General features: G+C 39.2%; 22 protein-coding genes. 12 read left to right on the top strand and 10 right to left on the bottom strand.

Annotation, left to right across the window (positions count from 1 at the left end):
- Positions 1 to 301 precede the first annotated feature (301 nt).
- The 5 genes from JFV29_RS10625 (at position 302) to JFV29_RS10605 (ending at position 6,404) form a co-directional block, all read left to right on the top strand.
- Complete coding sequence (locus tag JFV29_RS10625; protein WP_201183114.1) at positions 302 to 1,516, top strand: ammonium transporter; 1,215 nt, start codon at positions 302 to 304, stop codon at positions 1,514 to 1,516.
- Positions 1,517 to 1,531: 15 nt separating this feature from the next.
- On the top strand, positions 1,532 to 1,894 hold the full coding sequence (locus tag JFV29_RS10620) for a P-II family nitrogen regulator (RefSeq protein WP_201183112.1): 363 nt from the start codon (positions 1,532 to 1,534) through the stop codon (positions 1,892 to 1,894).
- A 607-nt stretch (positions 1,895 to 2,501) separates the two neighbouring features.
- On the top strand, positions 2,502 to 3,152 hold the full coding sequence (locus JFV29_RS10615) for a LytTR family DNA-binding domain-containing protein (protein WP_098176956.1): 651 nt from the start codon (positions 2,502 to 2,504) through the stop codon (positions 3,150 to 3,152).
- A gap of 131 nt (positions 3,153 to 3,283) precedes the next feature.
- Positions 3,284 to 4,810, top strand: coding sequence for an acetyl-CoA hydrolase/transferase family protein (locus JFV29_RS10610; RefSeq protein WP_201183110.1), 1,527 nt, complete (start codon positions 3,284 to 3,286; stop codon positions 4,808 to 4,810).
- A 487-nt stretch (positions 4,811 to 5,297) separates the two neighbouring features.
- Positions 5,298 to 6,404, top strand: a complete 1,107-nt coding sequence (locus JFV29_RS10605; RefSeq protein WP_201183108.1) for an AI-2E family transporter — start codon at positions 5,298 to 5,300, stop codon at positions 6,402 to 6,404.
- Between the two features lie 82 nt (positions 6,405 to 6,486).
- Here the strand turns inward: JFV29_RS10605 and JFV29_RS10600 are convergent, their stop codons facing one another.
- From JFV29_RS10600 to JFV29_RS10590, 3 genes are all read right to left on the bottom strand, one after another.
- On the bottom strand, positions 6,487 to 7,905 hold the full coding sequence (locus JFV29_RS10600; RefSeq protein ID WP_201183107.1) for an NAD-dependent succinate-semialdehyde dehydrogenase: 1,419 nt from the start codon (positions 7,903 to 7,905) through the stop codon (positions 6,487 to 6,489).
- A gap of 263 nt (positions 7,906 to 8,168) precedes the next feature.
- Complete coding sequence (locus JFV29_RS10595; protein WP_057218203.1) at positions 8,169 to 9,437, bottom strand: dicarboxylate/amino acid:cation symporter; 1,269 nt, start codon at positions 9,435 to 9,437, stop codon at positions 8,169 to 8,171.
- Between the two features lie 234 nt (positions 9,438 to 9,671).
- Positions 9,672 to 10,583: a ketopantoate reductase family protein gene (locus tag JFV29_RS10590; protein ID WP_201183104.1), complete on the bottom strand. Its 912-nt coding sequence runs from the start codon at positions 10,581 to 10,583 to the stop codon at positions 9,672 to 9,674.
- A 287-nt stretch (positions 10,584 to 10,870) separates the two neighbouring features.
- Between JFV29_RS10590 and treP the strand changes: the two genes are divergently transcribed.
- The 3 genes from treP to treR are packed head-to-tail and all read left to right on the top strand — an operon-like array spanning position 10,871 to position 14,772.
- Entirely contained in the window at positions 10,871 to 12,331 is a 1,461-nt protein-coding gene (treP, locus tag JFV29_RS10585; RefSeq protein ID WP_201183102.1) for a PTS system trehalose-specific EIIBC component, read from the top strand.
- Between the two features lie 24 nt (positions 12,332 to 12,355).
- The gene (treC, locus tag JFV29_RS10580) at positions 12,356 to 14,041 is read left to right on the top strand and encodes an alpha,alpha-phosphotrehalase (protein WP_201183094.1); all 1,686 of its coding nucleotides are present in this window, start codon (positions 12,356 to 12,358) and stop codon (positions 14,039 to 14,041) included.
- A 20-nt stretch (positions 14,042 to 14,061) separates the two neighbouring features.
- The gene (gene treR / locus JFV29_RS10575; protein WP_201183092.1) at positions 14,062 to 14,772 is read left to right on the top strand and encodes a trehalose operon repressor; all 711 of its coding nucleotides are present in this window, start codon (positions 14,062 to 14,064) and stop codon (positions 14,770 to 14,772) included.
- A gap of 158 nt (positions 14,773 to 14,930) precedes the next feature.
- Here treR and JFV29_RS10570 read toward each other — a convergent pair whose 3' ends face one another.
- Both JFV29_RS10570 and JFV29_RS10565 read right to left on the bottom strand, forming a co-directional pair.
- On the bottom strand, positions 14,931 to 15,485 hold the full coding sequence (locus JFV29_RS10570; protein WP_201183090.1) for a 3D domain-containing protein: 555 nt from the start codon (positions 15,483 to 15,485) through the stop codon (positions 14,931 to 14,933).
- 517 nt (positions 15,486 to 16,002) lie between these two features.
- A complete protein-coding gene (locus JFV29_RS10565; protein ID WP_201183088.1) occupies positions 16,003 to 17,067 on the bottom strand; it encodes a M20 family metallopeptidase in 1,065 nt (354 codons plus the stop codon).
- Positions 17,068 to 17,230: 163 nt separating this feature from the next.
- Between JFV29_RS10565 and JFV29_RS10560 the strand changes: the two genes are divergently transcribed.
- Positions 17,231 to 17,734: a general stress protein gene (locus JFV29_RS10560; protein WP_098176950.1), complete on the top strand. Its 504-nt coding sequence runs from the start codon at positions 17,231 to 17,233 to the stop codon at positions 17,732 to 17,734.
- 48 nt (positions 17,735 to 17,782) lie between these two features.
- Here JFV29_RS10560 and JFV29_RS10555 read toward each other — a convergent pair whose 3' ends face one another.
- The 3 genes from JFV29_RS10555 to JFV29_RS10545 all read right to left on the bottom strand — a co-directional run bounded on the left by JFV29_RS10555 (position 17,783) and on the right by JFV29_RS10545 (position 21,963).
- A complete protein-coding gene (locus tag JFV29_RS10555) occupies positions 17,783 to 19,774 on the bottom strand; it encodes a methyl-accepting chemotaxis protein (protein ID WP_201183086.1) in 1,992 nt (663 codons plus the stop codon).
- Between the two features lie 222 nt (positions 19,775 to 19,996).
- A complete protein-coding gene (locus JFV29_RS10550; protein ID WP_201183084.1) occupies positions 19,997 to 21,466 on the bottom strand; it encodes a PH domain-containing protein in 1,470 nt (489 codons plus the stop codon).
- A 2-nt stretch (positions 21,467 to 21,468) separates the two neighbouring features.
- Positions 21,469 to 21,963 carry a PH domain-containing protein gene (locus tag JFV29_RS10545; RefSeq protein ID WP_201183075.1) on the bottom strand — a complete coding sequence of 165 codons (495 nt, stop codon included), beginning with the start codon at positions 21,961 to 21,963 and terminating at the stop codon, positions 21,469 to 21,471.
- Positions 21,964 to 22,306: 343 nt separating this feature from the next.
- Between JFV29_RS10545 and dacB the strand changes: the two genes are divergently transcribed.
- The gene (gene dacB / locus JFV29_RS10540) at positions 22,307 to 23,728 is read left to right on the top strand and encodes a D-alanyl-D-alanine carboxypeptidase/D-alanyl-D-alanine endopeptidase (RefSeq protein ID WP_201183520.1); all 1,422 of its coding nucleotides are present in this window, start codon (positions 22,307 to 22,309) and stop codon (positions 23,726 to 23,728) included.
- Here the strand turns inward: dacB and JFV29_RS10535 are convergent.
- A complete protein-coding gene (locus tag JFV29_RS10535) occupies positions 23,725 to 24,381 on the bottom strand; it encodes an HAD hydrolase-like protein (protein ID WP_201183518.1) in 657 nt (218 codons plus the stop codon). The genes dacB and JFV29_RS10535 overlap by 4 nt on opposite strands.
- A 100-nt stretch (positions 24,382 to 24,481) precedes the next feature.
- On the opposite strand from JFV29_RS10535, the gene JFV29_RS10530 reads away from it, so the two are divergent.
- Positions 24,482 to 25,087: a uridine kinase family protein gene (locus JFV29_RS10530; protein WP_201183068.1), complete on the top strand. Its 606-nt coding sequence runs from the start codon at positions 24,482 to 24,484 to the stop codon at positions 25,085 to 25,087.
- A 314-nt stretch (positions 25,088 to 25,401) separates the two neighbouring features.
- Here the strand turns inward: JFV29_RS10530 and JFV29_RS10525 are convergent, their stop codons facing one another.
- Positions 25,402 to 25,662, bottom strand: coding sequence for an isochorismatase family protein (locus tag JFV29_RS10525; protein WP_242486167.1), 261 nt, complete (start codon positions 25,660 to 25,662; stop codon positions 25,402 to 25,404).
- Between the two features lie 271 nt (positions 25,663 to 25,933).
- Here JFV29_RS10525 and bluB point away from each other — a divergent pair, with 271 nt between their 5' ends.
- Positions 25,934 to 26,575: a 5,6-dimethylbenzimidazole synthase gene (gene bluB, locus JFV29_RS10520; RefSeq protein ID WP_053344332.1), complete on the top strand. Its 642-nt coding sequence runs from the start codon at positions 25,934 to 25,936 to the stop codon at positions 26,573 to 26,575.
- The last annotated feature ends 4 nt before the right edge of the window (positions 26,576 to 26,579 follow it).

Genomic DNA, 26,579 nt, shown 5'->3' with positions numbered 1-26,579 from the left:
AATTATTTTTTTGAAGGGCCCTCGATTTGAGGGCCCTTTTTGGTTCGTTTTTTAGCGTGGGAAATAAGTAGGGATGGATTATAAGAACATTAGACTAAAAAAATTTCTTTTGAAATGGTATTAAGGCAAAATTCTTTAGATTTACGGTTATTTATTCATACTAATGTTATAAAATCTAACGCTCTTTTGATAAAATATAAAAATAAAGTTGAATTATTAGAAAATTAAGTATATGATAAAAAAAATAACATAATGATGTTAAATAACATAACATAACATATATAAAAAAGGGGGAAACAAAATGCAAATGGCAGATTCGGTTTTTATGTTTTTGGCAACAATGATGGTTTGGCTAATGACACCAGGGATTGCCTTATTTTATGGTGGGATGGTAAAAAGTAAAAACGTCCTGAATACGGCAATGCATAGTTATATGCCACTGGCCGTCATTTCTATTCTTTGGGTACTAGTTGGATATTCATTATCATTTTCACCAGGAAATGCACTCCTTGGCGGTCTGGATTGGGTTGGTTTAAAAGATGTAGGCTTCGAACCAGGTCCATACAGCGAAACAATTCCTCATAGTTTATTCATGTTATTCCAAATGACTTTTGCTGTATTAACCGTTTCAATCATTGCAGGAGGTATTGCAGAGCGGATGAAGTTTTCAGCATTCTTAATTTTTACAATTCTTTGGTCTCTATTCGTATACGCTCCTGTTGCTCACTGGGTATGGGGAGGCGGCTGGTTAGCTGAACTCGGTACTCTTGATTTTGCTGGTGGTAACGTTGTTCATATTTCTTCCGGGGTTGCAGGTCTGGTTTTAGCAATCATGTTAGGAAAAAGGAAAGAATCAGGTAACAGTGCACCACATAATCTTCCATTAACATTCCTTGGCGGATCATTAATATGGTTCGGTTGGTACGGCTTCAATGTCGGAAGCGCACTGACAATTAATGCGGTAGCAATGAATGTATTCGTGAATACAGCTGTTGCAGCAGCTGCAGGTATCCTCGGTTGGTTAATTGTTGAGTATATGGCGAATAAAAAAGCAACATTGCTAGGTGCAGTATCTGGAGCGATTTCTGGGTTAGTTGCCATTACACCAGCGTGTGGGTTCGTAACACCAGCATCTTCCATCATTATCGGTGTCGTTGGTGGAGCAGTATGCTTCTGGGGTGTATTCTTCCTGAAAAATAAACTAGGATACGACGATGCCTTAGATGCTTTCGGTTTACATGGCATCGGTGGAACTTGGGGTGGAATCGCGACAGGATTATTTGCTACTACTTCCGTAAACGAAAGTGGAGCTAATGGTTTATTCTACGGAGATTTCAACTTGCTTTGGAAGCAGATTATAGCCATCGTTGCAACGTATATATTCGTGGCCGTGGTCACTTATATCATTGCAAAAGTAATAAATCTTTTCGTTCCATTGCGTGTAAGTGAAGAAGATGAGTCAATGGGGCTTGATCTTACACTTCACGGCGAAAAAGCCTATCACGAATCACTTTAAATGGAGGTTGATCATATGTCTGAGGTTTTAACGAAAATTGAAATCGTTACACGTCCTATTAAGTTTGAACAATTCAAAACAGAGCTTGCAAAAATAGGGGTAAGCGGAATAACTGTATCGGAAGTAAAAGGAACAGGACTTCAGAAAAGTTATGTGGAAACGTATCGCGGTCGAAATCGGGAAATGTCGTTACATGATCGGATGAAAATCGAGATTGTTGTTTGTGAAGTTCCAGTTCAGGATGTTGTGGATGTGGCAAGGAAATTTTTGAGCACAGGGAAACCTGGTGACGGCAAAATCTTCATTTATGAATTAGCGAATGTCGTGAATATCCGAACAGGAAAAGAAGGACATGATGCTTTAAAAAACGAGAACTAGAAGGATTAATTAATCTAACATTATGTGCCGAATTCAGCAGATTAGAGAAAGGAGCTAAATATGGGGAGACTGGTCCGAATTGTTAATGCAAAAAAACAAAAGATTGTTAATACACTCATATCAGAGAATGTATATCAACCTGCTGACCGACCCTTTTTATTAGAATTACCATTGAAAAATTTAGAAGAAATTTTATCACTTCGAATAAAATCCTCGTTTCAAAATCAGAGTTATAAAAAATAACATTTTGCAGCCGTTTCTTCTATATAAAGGAGAACGGCTTTTTTATGCTTTTACTGCATTTCATCGGCAATTGATTTTAAAAGTTTATAGCTTGGAAGTGATTTTTATTATATAAGGGAACTTTTTTTTATCTCCCATAGAAATCGATGAGTATTCCTACTATAATGAATATGGACAAAAATTTTAATCCAATTTATTTGCTTTTTTTGACGTTTTTAGCTTAGTTAATTCAATTTTTCTTTATTTTGCGAAAAAAAACTTCAAAAAAATTGTAAGTCTTCCATAAATAATGAAGTAGGTTCGAGAATGCCCTGTTTATAGTGAGGGGAATTTATAAATATGTTCTTTTATGAGGTGAGGGGAAATGGATCAATTTACGGTCGAGTCCGTTTTAAATATCATCAGGGAATTTGTTCCGCAGGATGCTTCAATCTCTGTGGCTGACTCAGAAAAATACATTTATTACCAACCGAGCAAGCAGGTTGACTTAGGAATTAAACCAGGAGATTTAATAAGTGAAAAAACAGCTACTTATAAAGCGTTGAGTGTCCGAAAAAAAATTGGTGTACAAGTTGAAAGTAATGTATTTGGCGTACCTTATTATGGTTTGAGCGTACCAATAATGGACGAGGGTAATCCGTTAGGGGCAGTAACAGCCATTTTGCCGTCAAAGCAGTTAATATTACCGACTTCATTTTTAACAATCAAAACAGATGACCACTGGATACCACTTCCATATGACGAAATTATGTATTTAGAAGCGCAAAATAGGAAAACTAAAATTCAGTCCGAACGCGTGAATGGATTTCATAAAATGAACTTAAGTGAATTGGAGTTTATTTTACCGAATGATTTGTTCATTAGGGTTCATCGTTCGTACATCGTCAATATTAATTATATTCAGGAGATTCTTCCTGATTTTCACTCTACATTTTTACTGGTAATGAAGGATCAGTCTAAAATCCAAGTTAGTCAAACATATGCAAGTCAATTCAGAAGAGCTCTAGGATTTTAATGTTTCTCCTTGATGTGATAAAAATGCTGGTTTGTGCTCTATTTAAGGCTTTTCATTCGAAAACGAATGTGACAATTACACGGGCTTGATAAAATTAAGTGTAAGAAAAGCGAAAAATGGGGGTCTTTTGTATGAACGAAAGCGTTTTCAAAAAAATTCGCAACGAACAATTTAAGGGGAAAGTTGTTACAGCGGAAGAAGCAGCTTCTTGGATTAAAGATGGGATGAAACTTGGTATGAGTGGATTCACTCGTGCTGGTGATGCTAAAGTTATCCCGATGGCTCTAGTTGAAAGAGCTAAAACTGAAAAATTTAAAGTTGACGTTTATACTGGTGCTTCATTAGGGCCAGAAGTCGACCAACATATGGCGGAAGCCGGTATCATTAACAAACGCTTACCGTTCCAAGCGGATAAAGGTATTCGTAATAAAATCAATGCTGATGAAGTCACTTATGTGGATCAGCATTTATCTCATACAGCTGAACAAGTTCGTCAAGGCATTGTCGGACCTATCGATTTTGCAATCATCGAAGCATTGGCTATTACAGAAGAAGGATTAATCATCCCAACAACTTCTGTAGGTAACTCAGCCATCTTCGTTCAAGAAGCTAAAAATGTAATTATTGAATTAAACGTGTCTCATCCAGAAGGATTAGAAGGCATGCATGATATTTATACACCCGCTAAACAAGGTGAGCGCCAACCAATTCCAATGACTAGCGCAAGCGATCGTCTTGGATCAATTGGTATTCCGGTTGACCCTGAAAAAGTTAGAGGGATTGTGGTTTCTACAGATCTTGATGCACCTTCTACAATCGTGCCACCAGACGAAGAAACAGCAACAATTGCCAATCACCTTATTAACTTCCTTCGTGAAGAAATCAAGGCTGGCCGTTTAACTGAAAACCTTGCTCCGCTCCAATCTGGTGTAGGTTCAGTAGCAAACGCAGTATTCGCTGGTTTCCTTGATTCTGAATTTAAAGATTTAGAAGTGTATTCTGAAGTTTTACAAGATGCAGTATTCGATTTAATTGATGCTGGAAAAGTAAAATTTGCTTCAGGCTGCTCGATTACATTAGCTGAAGAAAAAGGAAAACAAGTTTACGGTGAGCTTGATAAATACCGTGATAAACTCGTTCTTCGTCCACAAGAAATATCTAACCATCCTGAAATCATCCGTCGTCTTGGTTTGATTTCAATCAATACTGCGTTAGAGTGCGATATTTACGGTAACGTAAATTCTACGCATGTTTCTGGTACAAGAATGATGAATGGTATCGGTGGATCAGGAGACTTTGCTCGTAACTCACGCCTAGGTATTTTTGTAACGAAATCATATGCTAAAGGCGGCAAAATTTCTAGTATCGTTCCTTTCGTTTCTCACGTGGACCACACTGAGCACGATGTGGATGTACTAGTGACAGAGCAAGGTATTGCTGATTTACGTGGTCTAGCACCAAAAGAACGCGTAGAATTAATCATCGAAAACTGTGCACACCCGGATTACCGTCCGCAACTTCGTGCATACTTTACTGAAGCAGTTGCTCAAACTGGTGGACATCAAACTCCACATATTCTTGAAAAAGCATTCTCTTGGCATACAAGCCTTGCTAAAAACGGTACAATGCTTGAAGCTGCTCTTCAAGATCAAAAATAAGATATATGACCACCCCGCTATTATAGCGGGGTTTTTTTAGGGGTTCAGCACATAGCGCTGAGCCTCTTTTTATATGTATTTACTGTAGCATGTCATTGGATAGTGATTCTAAGAGTCATTCCTTTCTTCACTAAAGCATGGTTTCTATTATTGATGTTGAGATGCCTGCTCTGACCCTACAGCAAAAATTGCTGATCGAATTCAAATGACCCGTTTTCATTGTATATTTTCTTTTTGTATTATTTGCAATATATTAACTGGTTTTTAGATTTTAATAAATAATAAATCATGCTTAAGTATCCAAAAGAGTGGGAATTGTATCATAAGGTTTTTTTAGATTATTTTTGTATATAATTATACGTTCAGGTTATAGAAGTATGGTAAACTGCTAACAATGAAAGATTATCATACATAGAATTTTACATTATATATGTCGTTTCCTTAGAAATAGGGAGTTATATAGAATGGTTATATTGGAGGAGATAATTTGTTCAAGACAAAACTGCATTTTTGGACGTTAGAGTTATTATTATTGTCTTTACTTTTTTATGTTGGTACAAAGATTTCTTTTCTTTTTGAGCCAATTGTGATTTTTACCTCAACTTTGTTCTTTCCAATCTTGATTTCAGGTTTCCTCTTCTTTTTGTTCAACCCAACTGTTGACTTTTTAGTTAAACGGAGATTGCCGAGGGGATTGGCGATTTTATTGCTTTACGTATTTTTCCTTGGATTGATTAGTTTGTTGGTCGGCCTAGTGGGCCCATCGCTTTCTAGACAGGTCACAGATTTAGTCAATAACCTCCCGGATTATTTCAATCAAGTAAGAAAGTTCATTGAAGATTCAGCTGAGTCAAAATGGTTTTTGTGGACTGTGGAACAAGATTATGTCCCTTTGCAAGAAGTAGGAGATTCGCTTCAAAAATATTTGACGAATTTACCGAGTAATATAACGAATAGTTTGTCTTCGGTTTTCAGTGTAGTGACGAATATTACGTTAGTAGTCGTGACGGTTCCTTTCATCCTATTTTATATGCTGAAAGATGGGGATAAGCTTCCAAGTTCCATCATGAAATTCGTACCCGTTCGTTACAGAAAACCAGCTTTAACGGTACTTAAGGAAACGGGAGAGACGCTTACTACTTATATTCAAGGACAGATGCTAGTTTGCATGTTTGTCGGGATTGGAACGTTTATTGGATATTTAATCATTGGTTTGCCTTATGCGTTCTTATTTGCGCTGATTGGTGCGGTAACCAATATCATTCCATATGTAGGTCCGTTTATCGGAGCGGCTCCTGCGGTCATTGTGGCGTTGATTCATTCACCGACAGAAGCGTTATTGGTCATTCTTGTTGTAACGATTATTCAGCAGCTGGATGGTAATGTCATTTCACCGTTAGTCATCGGGAAAAAATTGAACACTCATCCGCTTACGATAATCATCCTTTTACTCGTTGCTGGAAACATTTCAGGTATCATCGGAATGATTTTGGCAGTTCCGACATATTCCGTTGTAAAAACGATTGTGTTGAATATCGTAAAGTTCATCAGGATCCGGAAAGAGGAAAAGCTTGAAGAAGATATATTAGAATGAAAAACGGGACCAACTCAAAAGAGTTGGTCCCGTTTTTCTTTTTTAAGAAAGGTTCCCCAATAATCAAGGGTACTTGAACATATTACAAACCTAAAGAAATATATTTTACTTCTAAGAACTCTTCAATTCCCTGGTGTCCGCCTTCGCGGCCGAGCCCACTTTGCTTGAAGCCACCAAATGGAGCCTGTGGAACGGAGGGAAGTCCGTCGTTTAAGCCGACAATTCCGAATTCTAGTGCTTCAGTAGCTTTGATGCCTTTGGTGATATTTTCGGTAAACACGTATGCAGCTAACCCGAAAATGGAGTCATTTGCACGCCTAATAGCTTCTTCATCCGTCTTAAAGGAGGCGATTGGAGCTAATGGACCGAATGTTTCTTCCTTCATACAGAGCATGCTGTCATCGATGTTGGAAAGAATTGTTGGCTCTAGGAAAAGCCCGCCGATTGATTTTCCACCAGCTTCGAGTTTAGCTCCGCTACTGATTGCTTCATCGATTTGTTTTTGAACCTTATCCACCGCATCTTGGTCAATAAGTGGACCAATGTCGACGCCTTCTTCTAGCCCATTGCCTACTTTAAGTTCGTTGACTTTAGCCACAAGTTTTTCGATAAAGGTTTCTTGAATGGATTCGTGAACATAAATACGGTTTGAACAGACACATGTTTGTCCAGCATTACGGAATTTAGAACTGATAATGCCATCGACTGCTTTATTAATATCAGCATCTTCAAAGACGATGGCAGGCGCGTGTCCGCCAAGTTCAAGTGAGACTTTTTTTACTGTATCGGCGGAGCCCCTCATTAAGGTTTTACCGACTTCTGTTGAACCGGTGAATGTCAATTTACGGACACGTGTATCTTTAAGCCAGGTTTCACCGATTTCTGATGAGTTCCCTGTCACGACATTGATGACGCCTTTTGGAATACCAGCCTCTTCTGCTAATTCTGCCATTTTTAAAGCTGTAATAGGAGTCAGGTTGGCCGGCTTAATGACGACCGTACAGCCGACAGCAAGGGCAGGTGCCACTTTTCTTGTAATCATCGCTGCTGGGAAGTTCCATGGTGTAATGACGGCTACCACTCCGACTGGCTGTTTAGTCACGAAAAGTCGCTTATTAGACACGGAAGCAGGAATTGTTTCACCGTACACTCGTTTTCCTTCTTCGGCAAACCAAGATAAAAATCCATTAGCATAGGTCATTTCCCCAAGAGCCTCTTTTAAGGGTTTACCTTGTTCCTCTGTCATGATTCTAGCTAATTCTTCTTTATTATCTTCGATTAATCGATGCCATTTCCAAATTAAATCGGCACGTTCATAGACTGAGAGAGCTGCCCAACCTGTAAAGGCCTCATAAGCAGCATCGGCAGCCTTGGCCGCTTCAGCTGCACCACCTCTAGGTACGGTGGCAACGACTTCATCCGTTGCCGGGTTTTTCACTTCAATTTTATCCAGTCCAAAATCTGACCACTCACCGTTAATAAATAATCCGTAATCCTTCATGATAAAACCTCCTATTTTGGTTAAATCCATCAAACTACTTAAAAATCTTTTACCTTTATACCAATACCTGTTATATAAAATTATAAACACTTTTTGGAGTTTCTGAAATTTATTTGATTGGCTATTTTTTTGAGCCATTGTAATAAAGTGAAGAAAGGGGAAAAGACATGGGAAATCAGGATGAAAATCGGGAAGGTTTTTATAATAATAGATTATCAAAAAAAAGAGGTGCAAGTTGCACACCTCTTTTTTTATAGCTTATTTTATTTTTCCGAGGAGACGGCTACTTCACCGACATTGTCGGAGAGAGCTTGATTTGGATTGAATTCGCCTTCTGATTTAGAGATGACTACAGTCGCAACACTGTTACCGATAAGATTAGTGATGGCACGTGCTTCGGACATGAAGCGGTCAACCCCTAATAGGAGAGCCATACCTTCAACTGGAATCATCGGGAATGCGGCTAATGTTGCAGCAAGTGTAATGAAACCAGATCCTGTTACACCTGCAGCCCCTTTAGATGTTAACATCAAGATTCCTAGAAGGGTTATTTCCTGCCAGATGCTTAAATCGATACCATATGCTTGAGCGATGAAAATCGCTGCCATGGATAAGTAAATGGATGTGCCATCAAGGTTAAAAGAATAACCAGTTGGGACGACCAAACCGACTACGGATTTTGAACAACCGTATTTTTCTAGTTTTTTCATTACGCTTGGAAGAGCAGATTCCGATGAAGATGTTCCTAATACTAATAAGATCTCTTCTTTTAAATAGGCAATGAATTTGAAAATATTAAAACCGTAGATTTTTGCGATTGAACCAAGGATAAGAATAATGAATAGGGCCATCGTGATGTATACGCTACCCATTAATTGTCCAAGAGAACTTAGAGAACTAAGACCGAACTTACCGATTGTGTAAGCCATTGCCCCAAATGCTGCCAATGGAGATACTTTCATAATCATACCAACGATGCCGAAGAAAATATCAGCAATATGCTGAAGGAAGGAGACGACAGGTTGTACTTTTGGTCCCATCGCAGCCATTGATAATCCGAATAATACAGCAAAGAATAAAATAGGGAGCAAGTCGCCACCAGCCATCGCAGCAACTGCATTATCTGGAATGATGTTAGAAATGAAGGCAACTGCGCCATGTTCCGTTTCGGAAGCGGCTGTTGTATATTGTGATACATCTCCGCCTTCGACTGAATCAATGTTGAAACCTTTACCAGGTCCTAACAGATTAACTACGATAATTCCGATAGCAAGGGCGAAGGTGGTAACGATTTCAAAATATAGCAGGGCCTTTCCTCCGATACGGCCAACCTTCTTCATATCGCCCATGCCGCCAATTCCGATTACGACCGTTAAGAAGATGATTGGTGCAATGACCATTTTAATCATTTTAATAAATAAATCAGCTAATATCTTCAGTTGTTCACCGAAAGTAGGGAAGAAGAAACCGACTGTAATACCTAGAATAATACCGATGATGACCTGAACGGTTAGATTTTTTAATATTTTCAAGGTGCATTCTCCTTTGTTATATGATAGCGCTTTCTTAACTTAACTTTAGTGTAACAGAAGGAAGAGTCAGAATATTCTTTTGGTGATATTGTTCTTTTTGGTCTTTTTGGTCTTGGGGATAGTTTAGTAGCTGAAGGGAAAGAAGGAATTTGAAGTAATATTGAATTCATTAAGGATCTACTTTGAAAAGCCGCAAAAAAAGTACCGGTGTAGTAGCACCGGTACTTGAGAAAATCAATTTTCAAACGGTTTTATGAGTCCATAAAGGGTTTCAATAACGGGAAGTTTTAAATTGACCTTTTCAGCTAGACGCAGTGCACCACCTTGTAAATGCTCTACTTCAAGGGTTTGGCCTTTTCGAAGGTCTTGATGCATGGAAGAGGTTGATTCGTCCGGTAAACCTGCCATGTTTTCTAGTGCCTGAGCAACATTCTGTTCTGTTATTCCGACGTTATAAGCATTTGCAAGTTTCTTCATTTCAATAAGGACATGTTCTAGTAACCTATTAGTTTCAGGGAATCTCCGTATTGTGCCAATAGGGAGGTTGGAAGCGGTTGTTACACCGGAGAAAGCGGTAATGAACATATATTTAATCCACATCCTGATTAAAATGTTTTCTGTTCTGCTTGCCCCCATGATAGCTGAACTGACTGCCTGTTCAAATTCGTCGCAAATCTTTGTTTGTGAGGGATGAAGCGGGCCAAAGATTAAATCGTGATTCTTATTGGAGTGAATTACATGGCCCTTTTCGTTTAGGGTAGCGATAATGAAGGCGCTTCCCCCTATGACGGCTGCTTCACTTAGTTCGTCTTGCAAAATGGAGATATGTTCTATTCCATTCAAAAGCGGAAGGATCTTCGCGCCTTTTTCAACAAGAAGCTTCAAGTCAGGGATGGTCCCCTGCAAGTGCTGGCCTTTTACGGCAAGAATCACTAGATCAACTTGTTCTATTTTCTTTACATCTTCTATGATATGTAGCTCGTTAAAATCATAGTTTCCATGAGGACTAGTTATTTTTAGGCCATTTTCTTTCAATTGTTGGGCACGTTTTTTTCGGACAAGGTATTGAACATGCTGTCCGGCCTGTTGTAACCTTCCACCAAAGTAGGAACCTAATGCACCAGCCCCAATAATGACAATATTCAAAGTGCGCACCTCTCTTTTAATTAGGATGTCCTAATCATAACATCGACTGAATTTTCAGTAAATGTTATGTGGAATAATAAGGTTGTATTCTTAAACTATGTATTTACGAACACAGCCAAAAGATACAAAAGCGGTGTAGTTTAAAAATCGGAGGCTGATGAAATAAAGAAAGCGGTTCCATTTTTTTCTTGACTAACTTGTATATACAAGTTAGTCTATCAATAACAAACATGTATATACAATTTTAGGGAAGAGACGAACAATAAATGTTAAGGGGAGGGATTGTTATGGCAAAGGAATATAGTCAGATAGTGGAAGGAATCGTCAAAGGAGTAGGAGGAAAAGAGAATATCCAGTCTGCAACGCATTGTGTTACAAGGCTTCGGTTTGCATTGAAAGATGAAACGAAAGTGGATAAGGAGGAACTCGATAAAATCGATGTGGTGAAGGGTGCCTTTTCCGCTAATGGTCAATTTCAGGTCGTGATCGGGCAGGGGACGGTAAACAAGGTATATGCGGAAATGGTCGAAGCCACCGGAATTGGGATTGCTACGAAGGAAGAAACGAAATCAGTTGCTGAAAGTAATTTAAATCCACTTCAAAGGGCGGTTAAGGCGTTAGCTGATATCTTTATCCCAATCCTTCCTGCAATCGTGACGGCTGGTTTATTATTGGGAATCAATAATATCCTGACTGGGACAGGTATCTTTTTTGAAAAAAAATCCCTTGTCCAAGTCTATACCCAGTGGAGTGATTTTGCCGATATCATTAACCTAATAGCCAACACGGCCTTCACATTCCTGCCGGCACTTGTCGGTTGGTCAGCCGTGAAGCGATTTGGTGGTAATCCATTGCTTGGAATTATTCTAGGATTGATGCTGGTTCATCCAAGCTTATTAAATGCTTGGGATTATCCAAAAGCAAAGGCAGCTGGCGATATTGGTATGTGGAATTTATTTGGCCTTCAGATTGAAAAAGTAGGCTACCAGGGTCAGGTGCTCCCTATTTTAGTAGCTTCCTATGTACTGGCGAAAATTGAAGTGTTTTCAAATAAACGGGTTGCCGATTCCTTTCAATTGCTGGTAGTCGCACCGATATCATTACTAATCACTGGTTTTCTAGCCTTCATCGTCATCGGACCAGTGACTTTTACGATTGGAAACTGGATCACTTCCTTATTCGTTGGAATATTCGACATGGCGCCTGTTATAGGAGGGCTGCTATATGGTGCATTATATGCTCCGCTGGTTATTACTGGCATGCATCATACCTTCCTAGCGGTTGACTTTCAGCTCATCGGTTCGATTGGAAGTACCTTCCTGTGGCCGATTCTTGCACTTTCGAATATTGCCCAAGGTGCATCGGCACTTGCCATGATGTTTCTGGCGAAAAATGATGAAAAACTGCGAGGACTGTCGCTGACGTCATCAATCTCAGCGTTTCTTGGTGTAACTGAACCAGCTATGTTCGGGGTAAATCTGCGTTATCGTTTTCCGTTTTATTCAGCAATGATCGGTTCGGCACTTGGGGCTGTCTATATTATGCTAAATGCTGTCACATCACCCTCTATCGGTGTTGGCGGAATACCAGCAATATTCTCGATTTTTCCAAATAAATGGATTCCGTTTAGCATCGGCATGGTCATAGCAATTATCATCCCCTTTTTTCTTACTTTTTTCCTGGGGAAATCAAAAAAATATACTCTAAATAGTAAAGAGAATACAAGAATTGAAGACCATAGCGTCTAAGTTTAATAAAAGAAAGGACGTGACATGATGAAGGAATGGTGGAGAAAAGCGACTGTTTATCAAATCTATCCGAAGAGCTTTAATGATACGACCGGAAATGGCATCGGTGATATTAAGGGAATTATTGAAAAGCTTGCCTATTTAAACGAGCTCGGAGTGGATGTTATCTGGCTTACACCGATTTACAAATCACCTCAAAAAGATAATGGCTATGATATTAGTGATTATTATTCAATTGATGAAGAATATGGATCGATGAGGGATTTTGAAGACCTGGTAGCTGCAGCTCATGAACACGGAATTAGAATCATCATGGATCTTGTCGTAAATCACACCTCGACTGAGCATGAATGGTTTAAACGAGCATTAGAAAGTGATGATTCTCGATTCCGCGATTTTTATATTTGGAGAGATCCGATAGACGGTCATGAACCGAACAATTGGCTTTCTAAGTTTGGCGGATCAGCCTGGAAGCTGGATGAAAAATCCGGTAAGTATTATTTGCACCTTTTTGATGAAACTCAGGCTGATTTAAATTGGGAAAACCCTCAGGTTAGGCAGGAAATTTATAAACTGATGCATTATTGGTTTGAAAAAGGGATTGATGGCTTTCGGCTTGATGTAATCAATCTCATTTCTAAGAATCAGCAATTCCCCAATGACGACGGTACACTTGCACCTGGAGACGGCAGAAAATTTTATACGGATGGGCCGCGCGTACATGAATTTTTGCATGAGATGAACCAAAGTGTACTTTCCAATTATGACAGCATGACGGTCGGGGAGATGTCTTCGACGACGATTGAGGATTGTATCTCTTATTCTTCTCCTGAGCGGAATGAACTGAGTATGACGTTTAACTTCCATCACTTAAAAGTGGATTACCCAAACGGAGAAAAATGGGCGGTTGGCGAATTTGATTTTCTATCTCTTAAGCAGATTCTTTCAAAGTGGCAGATGGAGATGCATCAGGGTGGGGGGTGGAACGCACTATTTTGGTCCAATCATGATCAACCCCGAATTGTCTCACGCTATGGAGATGATGCGTTATATCATCAAGAATCGGCGAAAATGTTGGCAACAACGATTCATATGATGCAGGGGACACCATTCATTTATCAAGGCGAAGAGTTTGGGATGACAAATCCGAATTTTGACAGAATCGAGCAGTACCGGGATGTAGAAACATTGAATTATTTTCGAATTATGAAGAAGCAGGGGATGTCAGAGCAGGAGATTTATTGTATATTACAGCATAAGTCACGAGACAACTCGAGAACGCCTGTACAGTGGAATGAATTGAAGGAGGCGGGTTTTACGAAAGGGACCCCATGGATTCCAGTGGCAGAAAACTATCGGGATGTTAATGCAGCACAAGCATTGAATGATCAGGATTCAATTTTCTATCATTACCAGAAACTAATCCAGCTTCGCAAAGAATATGAAATAATAACGAGCGGTGATTATAAAATAATTCAGTCAGAACATCCTGAGTTATTTATCTATGTCCGTAGCTACCAAGACGAACAGCTTCTTGTGGTTAATAATTTTTATGCAAAAGATACAAAATTAATTCTGCCTGCGGAACTTCTGAATAATGAATCTGAGACTATACTCATCGGAAATTATTCTCAGTCATTGCCTCTATGTCGCAAAATGGAAATTCGACCTTATGAATCCGTCGTTTATCAATTGAAAAAGAAATGGTAAAATACTTTGGGTGATAATTAATGAAAAATAAATTTATGAAGATATATGAAAATATTTCAAAACAAATACTTGATGGACGTCTAATCGCGGGGGATATGCTGCCGTCTGAAAATGAATTGGCTGAAAGTCATTCTGCGTCAAGGGAAACGATTAGGAAGGCGCTGAAGATGCTGTCGGAAGATGGGTACATTCACAAAGTCCAGGGTAAAGGATCAATTGTTCTGGAAATGAAGCGACTTGACTTCCCCGTTTCCGGACTTGTCAGCTTCAAGGAGCTAACCCAAAAAATGGGCGGGAGGGCGAAAACATATGTTGAAACCTTCGAGAAGATTAATCCGAGCCCTGCCTTGCAGGAAGCATTAAAGCAAACAGAAGATGAACTAGTATGGAAAGTCATCCGTGTTCGTGAAATTGATGGAGAACGAATTATCCTTGATAAAGATTTCCTTGCAGAGAAGTATGTCCCTCTTCTGACCATAGACATTTGTCGGAAATCCATTTATGAATATTTGGAAGAAGATTTGGGTCTTTCAATTGGCTTTGCCAAAAAAGAAATCACGATTGAGGAGCCAACAAAGGAAGATCGGAAACTACTCGACCTTGAAGGTTTTCACAGCATAGTCGTTGTCAAAAGTCACGTTTACCTTGATAATGCTAGTTTATTTCAATTCACCGAATCTCGTCATCGTCCTGATAAATTTCGATTCGTCGATTTCGCAAGAAGAAAATGAGAACATTACAAGAAGGTGCCTCATACGTAGGCGCCTTTTTTGGTCTCCTTAGGCATTACCAATATTATTCAGCAAATATAAAGAAACCTATAGTTTAGTAGTTAGTAGAGCATGAAAAAACAAAAAAACAGCCTGAAATCTATCAGGCTGTTTTTTTGTTAATTATAGATTTTTACTTTAACGGTTTTTCTGCCCCAATTGATAGCTTTTGAGTGAGAAGAGTAGAAGACGTCAATTTTATTCCCTTTGATTGCGCCGCCTTTATCTGCCGCAATGGCATCCCCGTATCCTTCTACATGAACTTTTGTTCCTAGTGGAATGACCTTAGGGTCGACTGAGATCGCTTTTGCGTTAGGGTTTTTCTTTAAGTTAAGACCCGATGCTGTAATACCGCTGCAACCTTTGCAGTTCGCAGTGTAAGCTGTAGCCTTCACGGTGATCGTTTTATATTTCTTGGATGATGACGTTTTAGCTTTAGGTTTAGCAGAGGTCGAAGTCTTCTTGACCTTTAAAACTTGTTTTGGATGGATGTTATCTTTTTTTAGGTTGTTCCAACTTTTGAGTTGATTGACTGTTATATTATGTTTATTGGCGATACTCCATAGTGAGTCGCCGCTTTTAACTTTGTATGTAGTAGTAGCAGCCGATGAAACTCCGGAAAAACTAAATACCAGGAAGAAAGCAGTGAAAATTGGAAGTAGTATTTTTTTCAAATGAATAGTCTCCTTTGTTTTAAATCGTAGACTTAGAATAACAGTTATATATGACAATAATGTTTCGCTGGAATAGTAATTGTGTTACAAAAGCGTTTCTGCTGATAAACAATTGTAATATAAACCAGGTAAAAAGAACTAATCATTTAAATGTTCCAATATTATGTATTTTGTCAATATAATAGATTTTTTGTTTAATACCCTTGATATAATGGCATAATTTGTTTAAAAAAATAAAATATGGTTGTGTTTTGTTTAGGTTTAAAGGCCTGTATTTTTTGTAAAAAAGCAACACATAAAGAGCTGAATTCTTCTGTTTTTTTAGTGGATAGCGTTATCAATTCTTATTCACTTGTGAAATGAAGTTCGTAGTTCTTGAGGTTTTCTATTATTTGCGGGATTTTCAATGATTTCACTATCATCTCTTCATCTAGTAAAAAGAAGTTTATCATTGTAATAATAGACGCATGAAAAAGCCGACAGCTATAAGGAATGTCGGCTTGTAACATGTAATAAATTAAGATAAAACGAATTCAGAAGCAAAATCGACGAGCATTTGTTGATAAACAGCAACAGATTCGAGACTTACACATTCCCTGTCGCCATGCCAGTTCTCACCTTTTGGGCCAAACTCAATAGCCGGGATATCATATGCCGCAAAAAAGACAGTATCAGCGGAGCCATGCTGCCCAAAAATGATAGCTTCCTGATTAGTGTTCTTTTCAATAATTGGACGAAGAAGAGTGATGAATGGGTCATTCTCTTCGGTTTTTACAGGCTTGCTGTACATGTTCAGATGGATATTATTTCCTGTCACGCTTTCAATCTGTGCAATAATCTCTTCCATGGTTTGGGTAGGGAGATAACGGATATCAAGACTGAGTAAGCAGGCATCCGGTACCTTATTATAGACATCTCCACCTTTTATTTTAGCCAAATTAAGTGAGGGGGATGTGTAAAGTGGAGAATTTTCCCGAGTGAAGGGAAGTTCTTTAATTTTTTGATAGAGATCATACGCCTTTTCAATAGCATTCACTCCTTCCCATGGCCGGCTTCCATGTGCGGATTTACCTGAAACTTCAATATCCAGACGAAGGGCTCCCTTGGCCTGCAGGCCGATCCCTAACTGCGTCGGCTCTGCACAGATTACAAAGTCCCCTCTATAACCATGCTTCGCTAAATATCCAGAGCAGTTCAAACCGCCAATTTCTTCATCTGATACGATTTGGAGCTGGATTTTTAGACCTAAGTCTCTATCTTTTAGTTCTGAAAATGCACACATCATGCCTGCAATCCCCGCTTTCATATCAGCTGCCCCACGTCCATATAATTTCCCTTCATGAATCTCAGGGAAAAATTGATCCGGCGTCCCGCTGACAACATCGACATGGCCATTCCAAATCACGGTTTTTTCTCCACTGCCAATTTCGCTTACAAGCATTTTGTACCCGTTATTTACTATTACATTCACGGTAAGTCCTTGCTTGTTAAGCCATTCCGCACAGTATTCAACTGCTTCGTTGGCTCCTTCTTTTGATGAACTGTCAATAGATACTAAATCTTTAAGTAACTCGATGAGCAAATAGAAAACCTCCTAAAAATATGCATACTATAATTATATATACCCTTATTAAGAAAGGGTTAAATCAAAAATATTTTCCTATTAAAAAACGTTTATTCTTTTCATTTCTCAGGGTATGTAAAGGGGGAGCGACAATTTACATTCTTTAAGGAGGATGATAGATATGGATAAACGTATAATTGGTGTATATGAAACTGGAGAAGAGGCCATTAAGGCAGTTGAGGCTTTGCAAGCTCAAGGATATAATCGTGAAGATATTTCAGTCGTAGCGAAAGATAAAGAAGAATTAAGGACAGTGAATGAAGAAACGGGTACAAAAGTTGAAGAAGGACTTGCTGCTGGTGCAGCGACCGGAGGCATCTTGGGCGGTGCAGCTGGTTTATTAGCAGGAGTAGGGGCGTTAGCGATTCCTGGAATTGGACCTGTATTAGCGGCTGGACCACTCGCTGCTACATTGGCTGGTGCAGCCGTGGGAGCTGGTACAGGCGGCCTGGCCGGCACATTAATTGGTCTAGGTATACCTGAAGAAGAGGCAAATCGATATGAAACAGATGTGAAGAATGGCAAGCTACTTGTGTTAGTTGATGCAGATGCGAGAAAAGCCCATTCTTCCTACTCAGGTATTACAGAAACGGATGAAACGCTTACTAAAAGTAGACCGCTTTAATAGATTTGGATAAAAAGGGACGGATCCTTAGGGTCCGTCCCTTTTTTGTTAGAATGTGAATTTTTTTATTTCGTTGTGCATTTCCTGGGATAGGGTATCTAATTCATTAGCAAGGGCATTTAATTGCTCCATTGAGGCATTCGTTTCTTCGACAGAAGCAGTTACTTCTTCAGTACCGGCAGCCGTTTCCTGACTGATTGAGTTTAAATGCTCTGCATTACTAGACATCTGTGAGACCTGAGCAACCATCTCGTTCATCATCATTTTAATTTCGTCAAAATTGCTGAATGTGTTCGCAATTATCTTTGCTATGTGACTAAAGGCGTTTTCTGTATCGGTTACAAAAGTATCCTGGTGATGGATTTTTTGATTGACTTGGTCAATTAAATTAACCGTATTCGTTGTATCAGTTTGCATGGCATGAATGATTTTCGAGATTTCCTTAAGAGATTGCTCCGTTTGCTCGGCCAATTTCTTAACTTCATCAGCAACCACTGCAAAACCCTTTCCATGCTCACCAGCTCTTGCTGCCTCTATAGCTGCATTCAAAGCGAGTAAATTAGTTTGCCCCGCAATTCCGCTAATGGTCTTTACAATATCGCTAATATCACGGGAACGTACATCCAATGATTTAACCGCCTCGCTCATATTATTGGAAATCAGGGTCGTTTCATTGAATTGCTGTTTTAGGTTTTGGACTTGAACGATTCCATCTTCCGAAGCCTTGAACATATTATCGGATTCCATGGACATTTTGCTCGTACGTGTCTCAAGGTCATGGATTTTATCAGCCAAAAGCTTTACAGCATTTTCATTATTCTGACCGATTTCAATTTGGTCTATGGCCCCCGCCGCAATTTGCTCCATCGTCAAAGCTACTTCGTTTGCCGAAGCAGAATTCTCATCTACACTGGCGACGAGCGTCATAGAGGAGTCAGCTACTTTATGGGAGAGGTTATTAACTTTTTCCAGCATGTGACTCATATTCCGGGTCATTATGTTTGTGTATTCTGTAAGCTGCCCAATCTCATCTTTCCTCCAAATGGAATTAGTGGAAGTGAAATCACCATCAGTCATTTTTCGAATGGATTCTTGCAGCCTATTTATAGGTTTTGTTAAAGATCGAGTGATGAAGATTGCAGAAACGGCAGTGATGGTAAAGACGATTATCAGTGTGATGATATTGTCGATTATCATCGAATTGGCACGTAATTTCACATCATTTTCATCTATTACACCTGCAATTTTCCATCCCGTTTTAGGGTTGGATACATAACTGATGATTCGGCTTTGTCCTTCATATTCCTCAATCATTGTTCCAGATTCGCTATTCATTTTTTTGAAAATATTTTCTTCTGAAATATCCTGTTGGATTTTCTTTTTATCTGGATGCGTAACGAATGATCCTTTCTTATCTAATAAAACGGTATAACCAGTTTCACCCAATTCCGTTTGATTAACCATCGTGATTAAAGTATCAATCGAAATGTCGACACCGAGCACACCAATCAATTTATCTCCATCATAAACGGCTTTGGCTGCGGTAATGACAAGTGTGTTCGTTGCTTTATCGGTATATGGTTCCGTCCAAATAATTTTATTTTTTTCTTTCAATGCAGCTTGATACCAATCTCTTTGTCTTGGATCAAAGTTAACTGGTAAAACAGTTTTAGGGAATATTAAGGTTTTTCCTTCCTTCTCGGTGGCTATGTACAATCCATTTATTTCCTCATTGCTGGAATGTGTCGTAGAAAACTCAGCCATTATAGATTCAGGGTCCTTATTAAAAGAATTCATGATGGGATACTTGCTTATTCTATCTAAATGATCTTCCGTTTTTTGAAAGAAAATCTCGAAAGAATTATTTATTGATTTTACTTGCTCTTTCGTCGATACCGTTAGTTCCTGGGTCCTCAAATCAACACTATTATTATAGCTATTATAAGAAATGACCAATCCACTAATCATGATCAAAGCTAAAAAAGGAATTAAAATTTGTTTTTTTAGAGAATTAAAATACCATTCTGTTAGTCTTTTCATGTGGGAGATGCTCCTTAAGTACTTCAAATTTTTAAAATGGTTTCAATAGATATTTCGGCATGTTTTTACTTTTTTGAAGCTTTTAGTTGGAATATTCTTGTAACTATTAATAATGTTGTTAGGTATCTTTATCAGAGCAGATTACAGATGGAAGAGAGGGGGGAATATAGATGAAATAAAAAAAGAGCTGACTGTCATAGTCAACTCTTCCGTTTTTTAACCTTATTCGACTTGAATATTTTGCGTTCGGCAAGTATACCATGTGTAAAACTCGTCAGCATATTCAACTGATACGTCTTGAAGCTTTGTATGATGCACTGGTTTGGAGCGGTTAACAGTTTCAATTGAGGCAAGCCCGAAGAGTTTTTGTAATTTCGAGCGTTCTACTTCAATTTGAATGACTTTGCTTCTTTTTGTAATAAACAGTGACGTTTCTAAGCTTCCTGATTTGAACTGAATAATCTCGTTATTTAACAAATAACGACTATTTTTGTAATCTAATATTCGCAATGTGTAAATAAGGACGAGTAAAATCACTGATACATACCATATGGCCGGTTTAAAATAATAGATTGCCACGGTCGTAATGATCCAGAAAAAGCTGGGCCGCAACATTCGTACTTTGAACGCTTGTTTCGATAAGCGTTCCATCGAACGTTCCACTTTGTAAGTAGGTAAAATCTCTTCTATCATCGCATACGCACGGTCAACCGATAAAAACGGATAGAGAGTATTTGTTTCTAGTTCTTTATCGCCTGTACTTCCTGCGCTTATCAGTTTTACTTCCGCTAAACCAAGCATTCTTTTAATGAGTGATTGGGTGATCTCGACTGCTTGTACTTTTTCTTTCTGAATCGAAAAAGCAGATTCGTCAAGTACACCTTTCTTAATATACACGCGTTCATGGTCTGATGATATTTCATACTTCCCATATTTAACGAACGTGGAAATAATTCCGAATGCAACGGCTATACAAATAATGCCGATGAGAGCTATGGTTACAATCCACCATGTATCTAATAACGTTGCAAGCAACCCTTCGGCATTTTCCATATTGAAAAAATCATCGAGTGTATTATAAATAGTAGCGACAATCGGAATAAGCGCCAGGAAGCTGAGTGATGTAAAGGAGGCTTTCAGCACATCCTGTTTGGTAGGTGTAAAATGAATCGTCTTTTCAGAAACCGATTCAACAATTTCCAGGATATCCTCTTCAGTACCAGCGACTTCGATAACAGAAAGTTCTTGTATTAACGATAATTCCTGTTCAAGTCGTTGGGCCTCTTTTTGAGAAATAACCTCAAATGGTACAGAACCTTGATCATCAGTCATCCCGGTTTCAAATGTTAATGAAGTTAAGTTGAAAAGTTTGTGGAATAGAGTTGTACGTCGCTGTACGTTTTGTACTTTAAGAAACGGAACTGTTCGAAACGACTTGGAGATAAGCCCTGATGTAATATGAACGGTTCCTTCTTTAATTTGGTATTTATATGTATACCATTGAAGGATAACTGAAATAACTCGCCATACCAAGTAAACTAGAAACCCGATTTGGAGCACCTTCATATATGTCTTTTCAGTACCGAAGTTTAGTACATAAAGCATGATAATAAAAAACAAGTTCCCTTTCATTACTTTCCCTAATTCGAAAGGGATTTTGAACGGGTGTAACCGTTTTGCATGTTCTTCCATTGTTAATCCACTTCCTTAATTTTTGCGAAATGGGCAATTTTATCTCGTAGTTCATACGCTTCTTTCTCTGAAATGGCAGGTATGTCATGGGAAGCACCCATTGTCCCGATACTTATCGAATAAAGATTATATTTCCGCAAAAGTGGACCTTGGTTCAACTTGACTGATTGTACTTTCGTCATCGGAATGAGTTCGTGAGTTTCCTTCCATGCTCCTTGTTTTGTTTGAATGAATTCTTCGCTCACGTCGTAACGCCAATACTTTTGCAAAAGGATTGGTTCAATAAAGATGGACCATATTGCATGAAAAAATAGTAATACGATAAGGCCGGTTATAGTCCATCCAATCCATTCTTTCCAAGCAAAATAATTATCGACATACAATAGAATGCTAAGGACGGCGAGGATTACAAGATTGGTAATGGTTTCAGTCATCCGCCAAACTTTAACGGATTCTTTGGAAATTTTCTTCGTGGGCGGTTGAATCATTGAATACATATGTTCACTCCTTACTGTGTCTTAATACTAATACGAATAAACTTTCAGAAAAGTTCCCTAAATATCATCTAAAGGGATGAAAAAGAGCCCTATTAGGTATGGGGGCCGTTTATTGATAAAAGTCTAGATTTGTTAGCTGAAACACCGCTTGAATAATTGAGGATTTCTTGTGTATGTATTAGGGGAAACTTTCAAGTGAATCTTCACTATTTATCTGACCATAAAATGGACAAGATAGTAGGGATGAGTTTTTTTCAGAGTAGGAGTGGTATGTTTGTCATATAAAAGGAAGTTGAGTTTTATATTCTTCCTGTTTTTGATTTGCTTTTTTAATGGAGAATCGATGCAGGCGTCGAATGAAGAGGGAATTCTAGGTCAGCAAATTCAGCGGATTTTGAATGAGTCTCCAGCATTGGCAGGTGCCTTAGTGGGAATTTCCATTCGTTCAGCAGAAACGGGAGAATTGATTTATGAACGCGGTTCGCAAACGAGACTGCGGCCTGCCTCGAATCTAAAGCTTTTGACTGCTGCGGCAGCACTTGAAACATTAGGTGATGATTATGTTTTTCAAACAGAACTGTACATAAAAGGATTGCAGGTCGACCATGTTTTGCAGGGGGATGTGTATCTGAAAGGAAAAGGAGATCCTACTTTATTAGAAAAGGACTTTGATGAGTTGGCAGCTTCACTGAAGCAAAATCAAATCCAAATCGTCCATGGAAATCTCATTGGGGATGACACCTGGTATGATGATGTTCGTTATTCCAAGGACTTAGTTTGGAGTGATGAGTACGAATACTACGGAGCTGCTGTTTCAGCATTAACCGCTTCCCCGAATGAAGACTATGATACCGGGACAATTCTCGTGGAGGTATCTCCAGGTAAGAAAGCTGGTAAAAAGGCAACAGTGAAGATGAAACCGGAAACGGAGTATGTGGAAATCATAAACAAAACAAAAACCGTAGCAGCGGATGGAAAGAAGAAAATCGATGTCGAAAGGTTTCATGGCAAAAATGTTATAACGGTAACTGGGACCATTCCGGAACATGCTGGGCAGATGAAAGAGTGGTTTTCGGTGACAGATCCTACAGAGTATGCACTAAACCTATTTGAAAAATCAATGAAGAAACAAGGAATCAAAGTGGTCGGTGAAAAGAAGCAAGGTAAAACGCCAGTAGATGCAAGGATGATTGCCACTCATGAATCAATGCCGCTTTCACAACTTCTTATTCCTTTCATGAAGTTGAGCAATAACAGCCATGCCGAGGTTTTGGTAAAAGAAATGGGTAAAGCGGCAAATGGAGATGGAAGCTGGGAAGATGGATTGAAAGTGGCAAAAAACCAGTTGACGTTATTGGGCCTCGATATGCATACGATTAAGATGCGTGATGGATCCGGCATTTCCCAAGTCAATATGATCCCTGCAAATGAAATCACGAGTTTGCTATATGCCGTTCAGGAAAAAACATGGTTTCCTGCATACTTAAATGCATTGCCAGTTGCAGGGGTTGAAGAACGAATGGTTGGCGGAACGCTAAGAAAGAGGATGAAAAAGACTAATGCAACTGGGAACGTTCGCGCAAAAACAGGGACAATTTCAGGGACGAGCTCCTTATCTGGTTATGTGACGACCAAAAGAGGGGAAAAAATCATCTTTTCCATTCTCTTGAATAACTTTGTAGAAGAAAAAGGCATCACGGCCATACAGGATAAGATAGCCGTGATGCTGGCAGATCAGGAAAACTTGTTAGAAAGTGGTCTTTAGTATCCCTTAGAAATGTAAGTTTGTAGTTCTAGAAAATCAGCGATGAGTATATCTGCATCTTTCAATTCATTTTCAGCGGCAAATCCGAATTGACAGCCTACAGCCACTAAGCCATTTTCCTTTGCTGCTTCGATGTCGGATTTTCGGTCACCAATCAGGATGGCTTTCTCGATTTGATAGTCTTTCAATAGCATTCGCACTAAGTCGGTCTTCGAGCCTTTCGAAGACCTTTCCACACTGTATATGTCCGTAACATATTCATTTAGCCCAAAATATGAACAGATTTCTTCCAAGTATTTTTCAAGACCGTTGCTAGCAATGAAAATGGAAATTCCAAGCTGTTTGATCGTTGACAAGGTCTCCAAAACGTGAGGAAAAAGCTGACCTTTTCCTTCTTTGATTTCTTGATTCAAACATTCTAAAAAAAGTTGGTCCGCCTGACGGCGAATATGCTCGGGATGCTTTGGCAATAAGGTTTCCCAAACGACAGTTAATGGGACGCCCATAATCCTTTGGTACGTGGCAAGCGGGGTATCTCCTGTCCAGCTCCCTTCTGATCGAAGGATTTCAAACGTTCGTTCAAGTGAAGGACCTAATATCTTATTTGTTTGAAACAAGGTGCCGTCCATATCGAAAATGGCGGCAAATTGGATTTTATTCAATAGTTGCACCTTCTTCTTAGATTTTTTATCCTCTCAAGGAAGGAATATAAGGGAGGGAGGATAGAAATAAGTAGTATAGGAGGAATGTTTTATGAACTTTCCAACACTTCAAGGACCTTATACGATTCAGAGTCTTATAGCTAACATTCATACGTTATCCAAAAAACAATCTCCATATTTAATCGCCATAGATGGTCGCGGAGGATCCGGAAAAAGTACGCTCGCGGCCCGTATTCAATCAGAATGTCCGGGTAGCACGGTTGTTCATATGGATGATTTTTATTTGCCGTCATCACAGAGAATCCAACTGCCTCCCTCCAAAAAGCAAATTGGTGCGGACTATGATTGGCAACGGGTTTTTGGTCAGGTTCTCCAACCGCTTAACTGGAGGGGTGAAGCGAAATATCAACGGTATGATTGGGAAACGGACGCAATGGGCGAATGGCATACTATTCCTGCTGAAGGCCTTGTTATTATTGAAGGAACGTATTCCACTCGTAAGGAACTAGCTGAACTTTATGATTTCACAATCTGGGTAGAATGTCCCCGAAATCAGCGTTTGGAACGGGGACTTGAGCGTGATGGTGAAGAAGCGCGTCCGATGTGGGAGGATAACTGGATGGTGTATGAAGATCTCTATGTTGACACACATAGGCCGCAAGAAAGAGTGAATCTTGTGGTGGACGGAACCAGATGAATTCAGACTCTTTGTCCTGCCTTTCACTAATGCCCCATTGCAATTGGGGCAGATGTAATTTGTTTTTCAGTACGCTCATCGCAAAAGGTATATTCATGGACTCAAGAATATAGGCGAGTGCCTGTGCTGTTCTCCATTGTACATGTTTCACAGGTACTTCTCATCTCCAATCATCATAGACTATGAATAAGGCTCTATGTCTGCATAATTTCAGTGAATTTCATTATGCAGATTTGCCAAGGAAATCTGGTAATCAATTCTGCGCTATAGCACATTCCATCAGGGCCTATCCGCTCAAATGTAGCGGTCGCATCTTATCCTAAGATAGGAATGAATCCGAGGTTACCGGACATCCGGGTGGTGGTCTCTACGCAATGATTGGTCGTTAATCCAGTAATGACAACCTGGGGACAAGCCTCTTCTCTTAAAATCTTCTCAAGATTGGTAGCGATAAACGCACTATTCACATATTTTGTGAGAATCCATTCAGTTGACTTTGATTGACTGAACGCTTTAAACCGGCTTGTTTCATTCTCGGGATAAAAGAGGGAATCCTTTGATTCAGATAAGTACAGTATATAAATTACCTGCCGATTAGACTCCCGCCATGCTTGAATGGACCGGGTAATATTAAATTCTGCCTGAGGATTATTGTGCCTGCCTTAATTAGGATCATCGAATGCCTTTTGGATATCGACAACGATAAGAAGGACATTCTTTTTCAGCTTTATTCCCATCATTCCTTTTCTGTGTCGAAGTTACTTTTAATTGTAATGGTTTACCTGTAACATTTATATTGAATTTTTAGATAAATTTCTGAGAAGCCGGAAACATTGGGGGAGAACTATGTTTACTAATGACGAACAAGCAGCCGTATATAAAGCTATTTATAACCGAAGGGATATCAGGAGTTTTTTACCCGATCCCATTTCAAAGGAAATACTGCAAAGAATTTTGGATGCGGCACACCATGCCCCATCTGTAGGATTTATGCAACCTTGGAGTTTTATTGTTGTTTCATCTCAGGAAATCAAAAACCGCTTGGCCTGGGCAGCCGATAAAGAGAGAAGAGCGCTCGCAATTCATTATGAAGGCGGAAAAGAAAATAAATTTCTTAGTTTGAAAGTTGAAGGGTTAAAAGAAGCACCATATACCATCTGTGTAACCTGTGATCCGACACGGGGAGGTTCCCATGTGTTGGGGAGGAACTCGATTCCAGAAACCGATATTCTATCCACTGCCTGTGCGATTCAGAATATGTGGCTAGCTGCCTGTGCCGAGGGATTAGCAATGGGGTGGGTCAGCTTTTACAAGAAAAATGATATCCGTGATATTTTGGATATACCGCCGCACGTCGAGCCTATCGCACTAATGTCGGTTGGCTATACTGATCAATACCCGGATAAACCTATTCTTGAATTAGCTAACTGGGAAAAGAGACGGTCTAAGGATGATCTTATTTTTGAAGATAAGTGGGGTAAAAAATAAAACT

It is taken from the genome of Peribacillus sp. TH16, from assembly GCF_016651095.1.
GTDB classification, from domain to species: Bacteria; Bacillota; Bacilli; order Bacillales; family DSM-1321; genus Peribacillus; species Peribacillus butanolivorans.
Note: the sequence above shows the minus strand (reverse complement) of the source record. Positions and strands in the feature narration are given on the sequence as shown.

What these genes read in the sequence shown, in the direction of transcription:
- JFV29_RS10610 (WP_201183110.1), top strand. Translation starts at nt 3,284, where the DNA reads ATGAACGAAAGCGTTTTCAAAAAAATTCGCAACGAACAATTTAAGGGG.
- bluB (WP_053344332.1), top strand. Translation starts at nt 25,934, where the DNA reads ATGTTTACTAATGACGAACAAGCAGCCGTATATAAAGCTATTTATAAC.
- JFV29_RS10615 (WP_098176956.1), top strand. Translation starts at nt 2,502, where the DNA reads ATGGATCAATTTACGGTCGAGTCCGTTTTAAATATCATCAGGGAATTT.
- JFV29_RS10530 (WP_201183068.1), top strand. Translation starts at nt 24,482, where the DNA reads ATGAACTTTCCAACACTTCAAGGACCTTATACGATTCAGAGTCTTATA.
- JFV29_RS10560 (WP_098176950.1), top strand. Translation starts at nt 17,231, where the DNA reads ATGGATAAACGTATAATTGGTGTATATGAAACTGGAGAAGAGGCCATT.
- JFV29_RS10600 (WP_201183107.1), bottom strand. Translation starts at nt 7,905, where the DNA reads ATGAAGGATTACGGATTATTTATTAACGGTGAGTGGTCAGATTTTGGA.
- JFV29_RS10545 (WP_201183075.1), bottom strand. Translation starts at nt 21,963, where the DNA reads ATGTATTCAATGATTCAACCGCCCACGAAGAAAATTTCCAAAGAATCC.
- treP (WP_201183102.1), top strand. Translation starts at nt 10,871, where the DNA reads ATGGCAAAGGAATATAGTCAGATAGTGGAAGGAATCGTCAAAGGAGTA.
- JFV29_RS10625 (WP_201183114.1), top strand. Translation starts at nt 302, where the DNA reads ATGCAAATGGCAGATTCGGTTTTTATGTTTTTGGCAACAATGATGGTT.
- JFV29_RS10620 (WP_201183112.1), top strand. Translation starts at nt 1,532, where the DNA reads ATGTCTGAGGTTTTAACGAAAATTGAAATCGTTACACGTCCTATTAAG.
- JFV29_RS10550 (WP_201183084.1), bottom strand. Translation starts at nt 21,466, where the DNA reads ATGGAAGAACATGCAAAACGGTTACACCCGTTCAAAATCCCTTTCGAA.
- dacB (WP_201183520.1), top strand. Translation starts at nt 22,307, where the DNA reads ATGCAGGCGTCGAATGAAGAGGGAATTCTAGGTCAGCAAATTCAGCGG.
- treC (WP_201183094.1), top strand. Translation starts at nt 12,356, where the DNA reads ATGATGAAGGAATGGTGGAGAAAAGCGACTGTTTATCAAATCTATCCG.
- treR (WP_201183092.1), top strand. Translation starts at nt 14,062, where the DNA reads ATGAAAAATAAATTTATGAAGATATATGAAAATATTTCAAAACAAATA.
- JFV29_RS10555 (WP_201183086.1), bottom strand. Translation starts at nt 19,774, where the DNA reads ATGAAAAGACTAACAGAATGGTATTTTAATTCTCTAAAAAAACAAATT.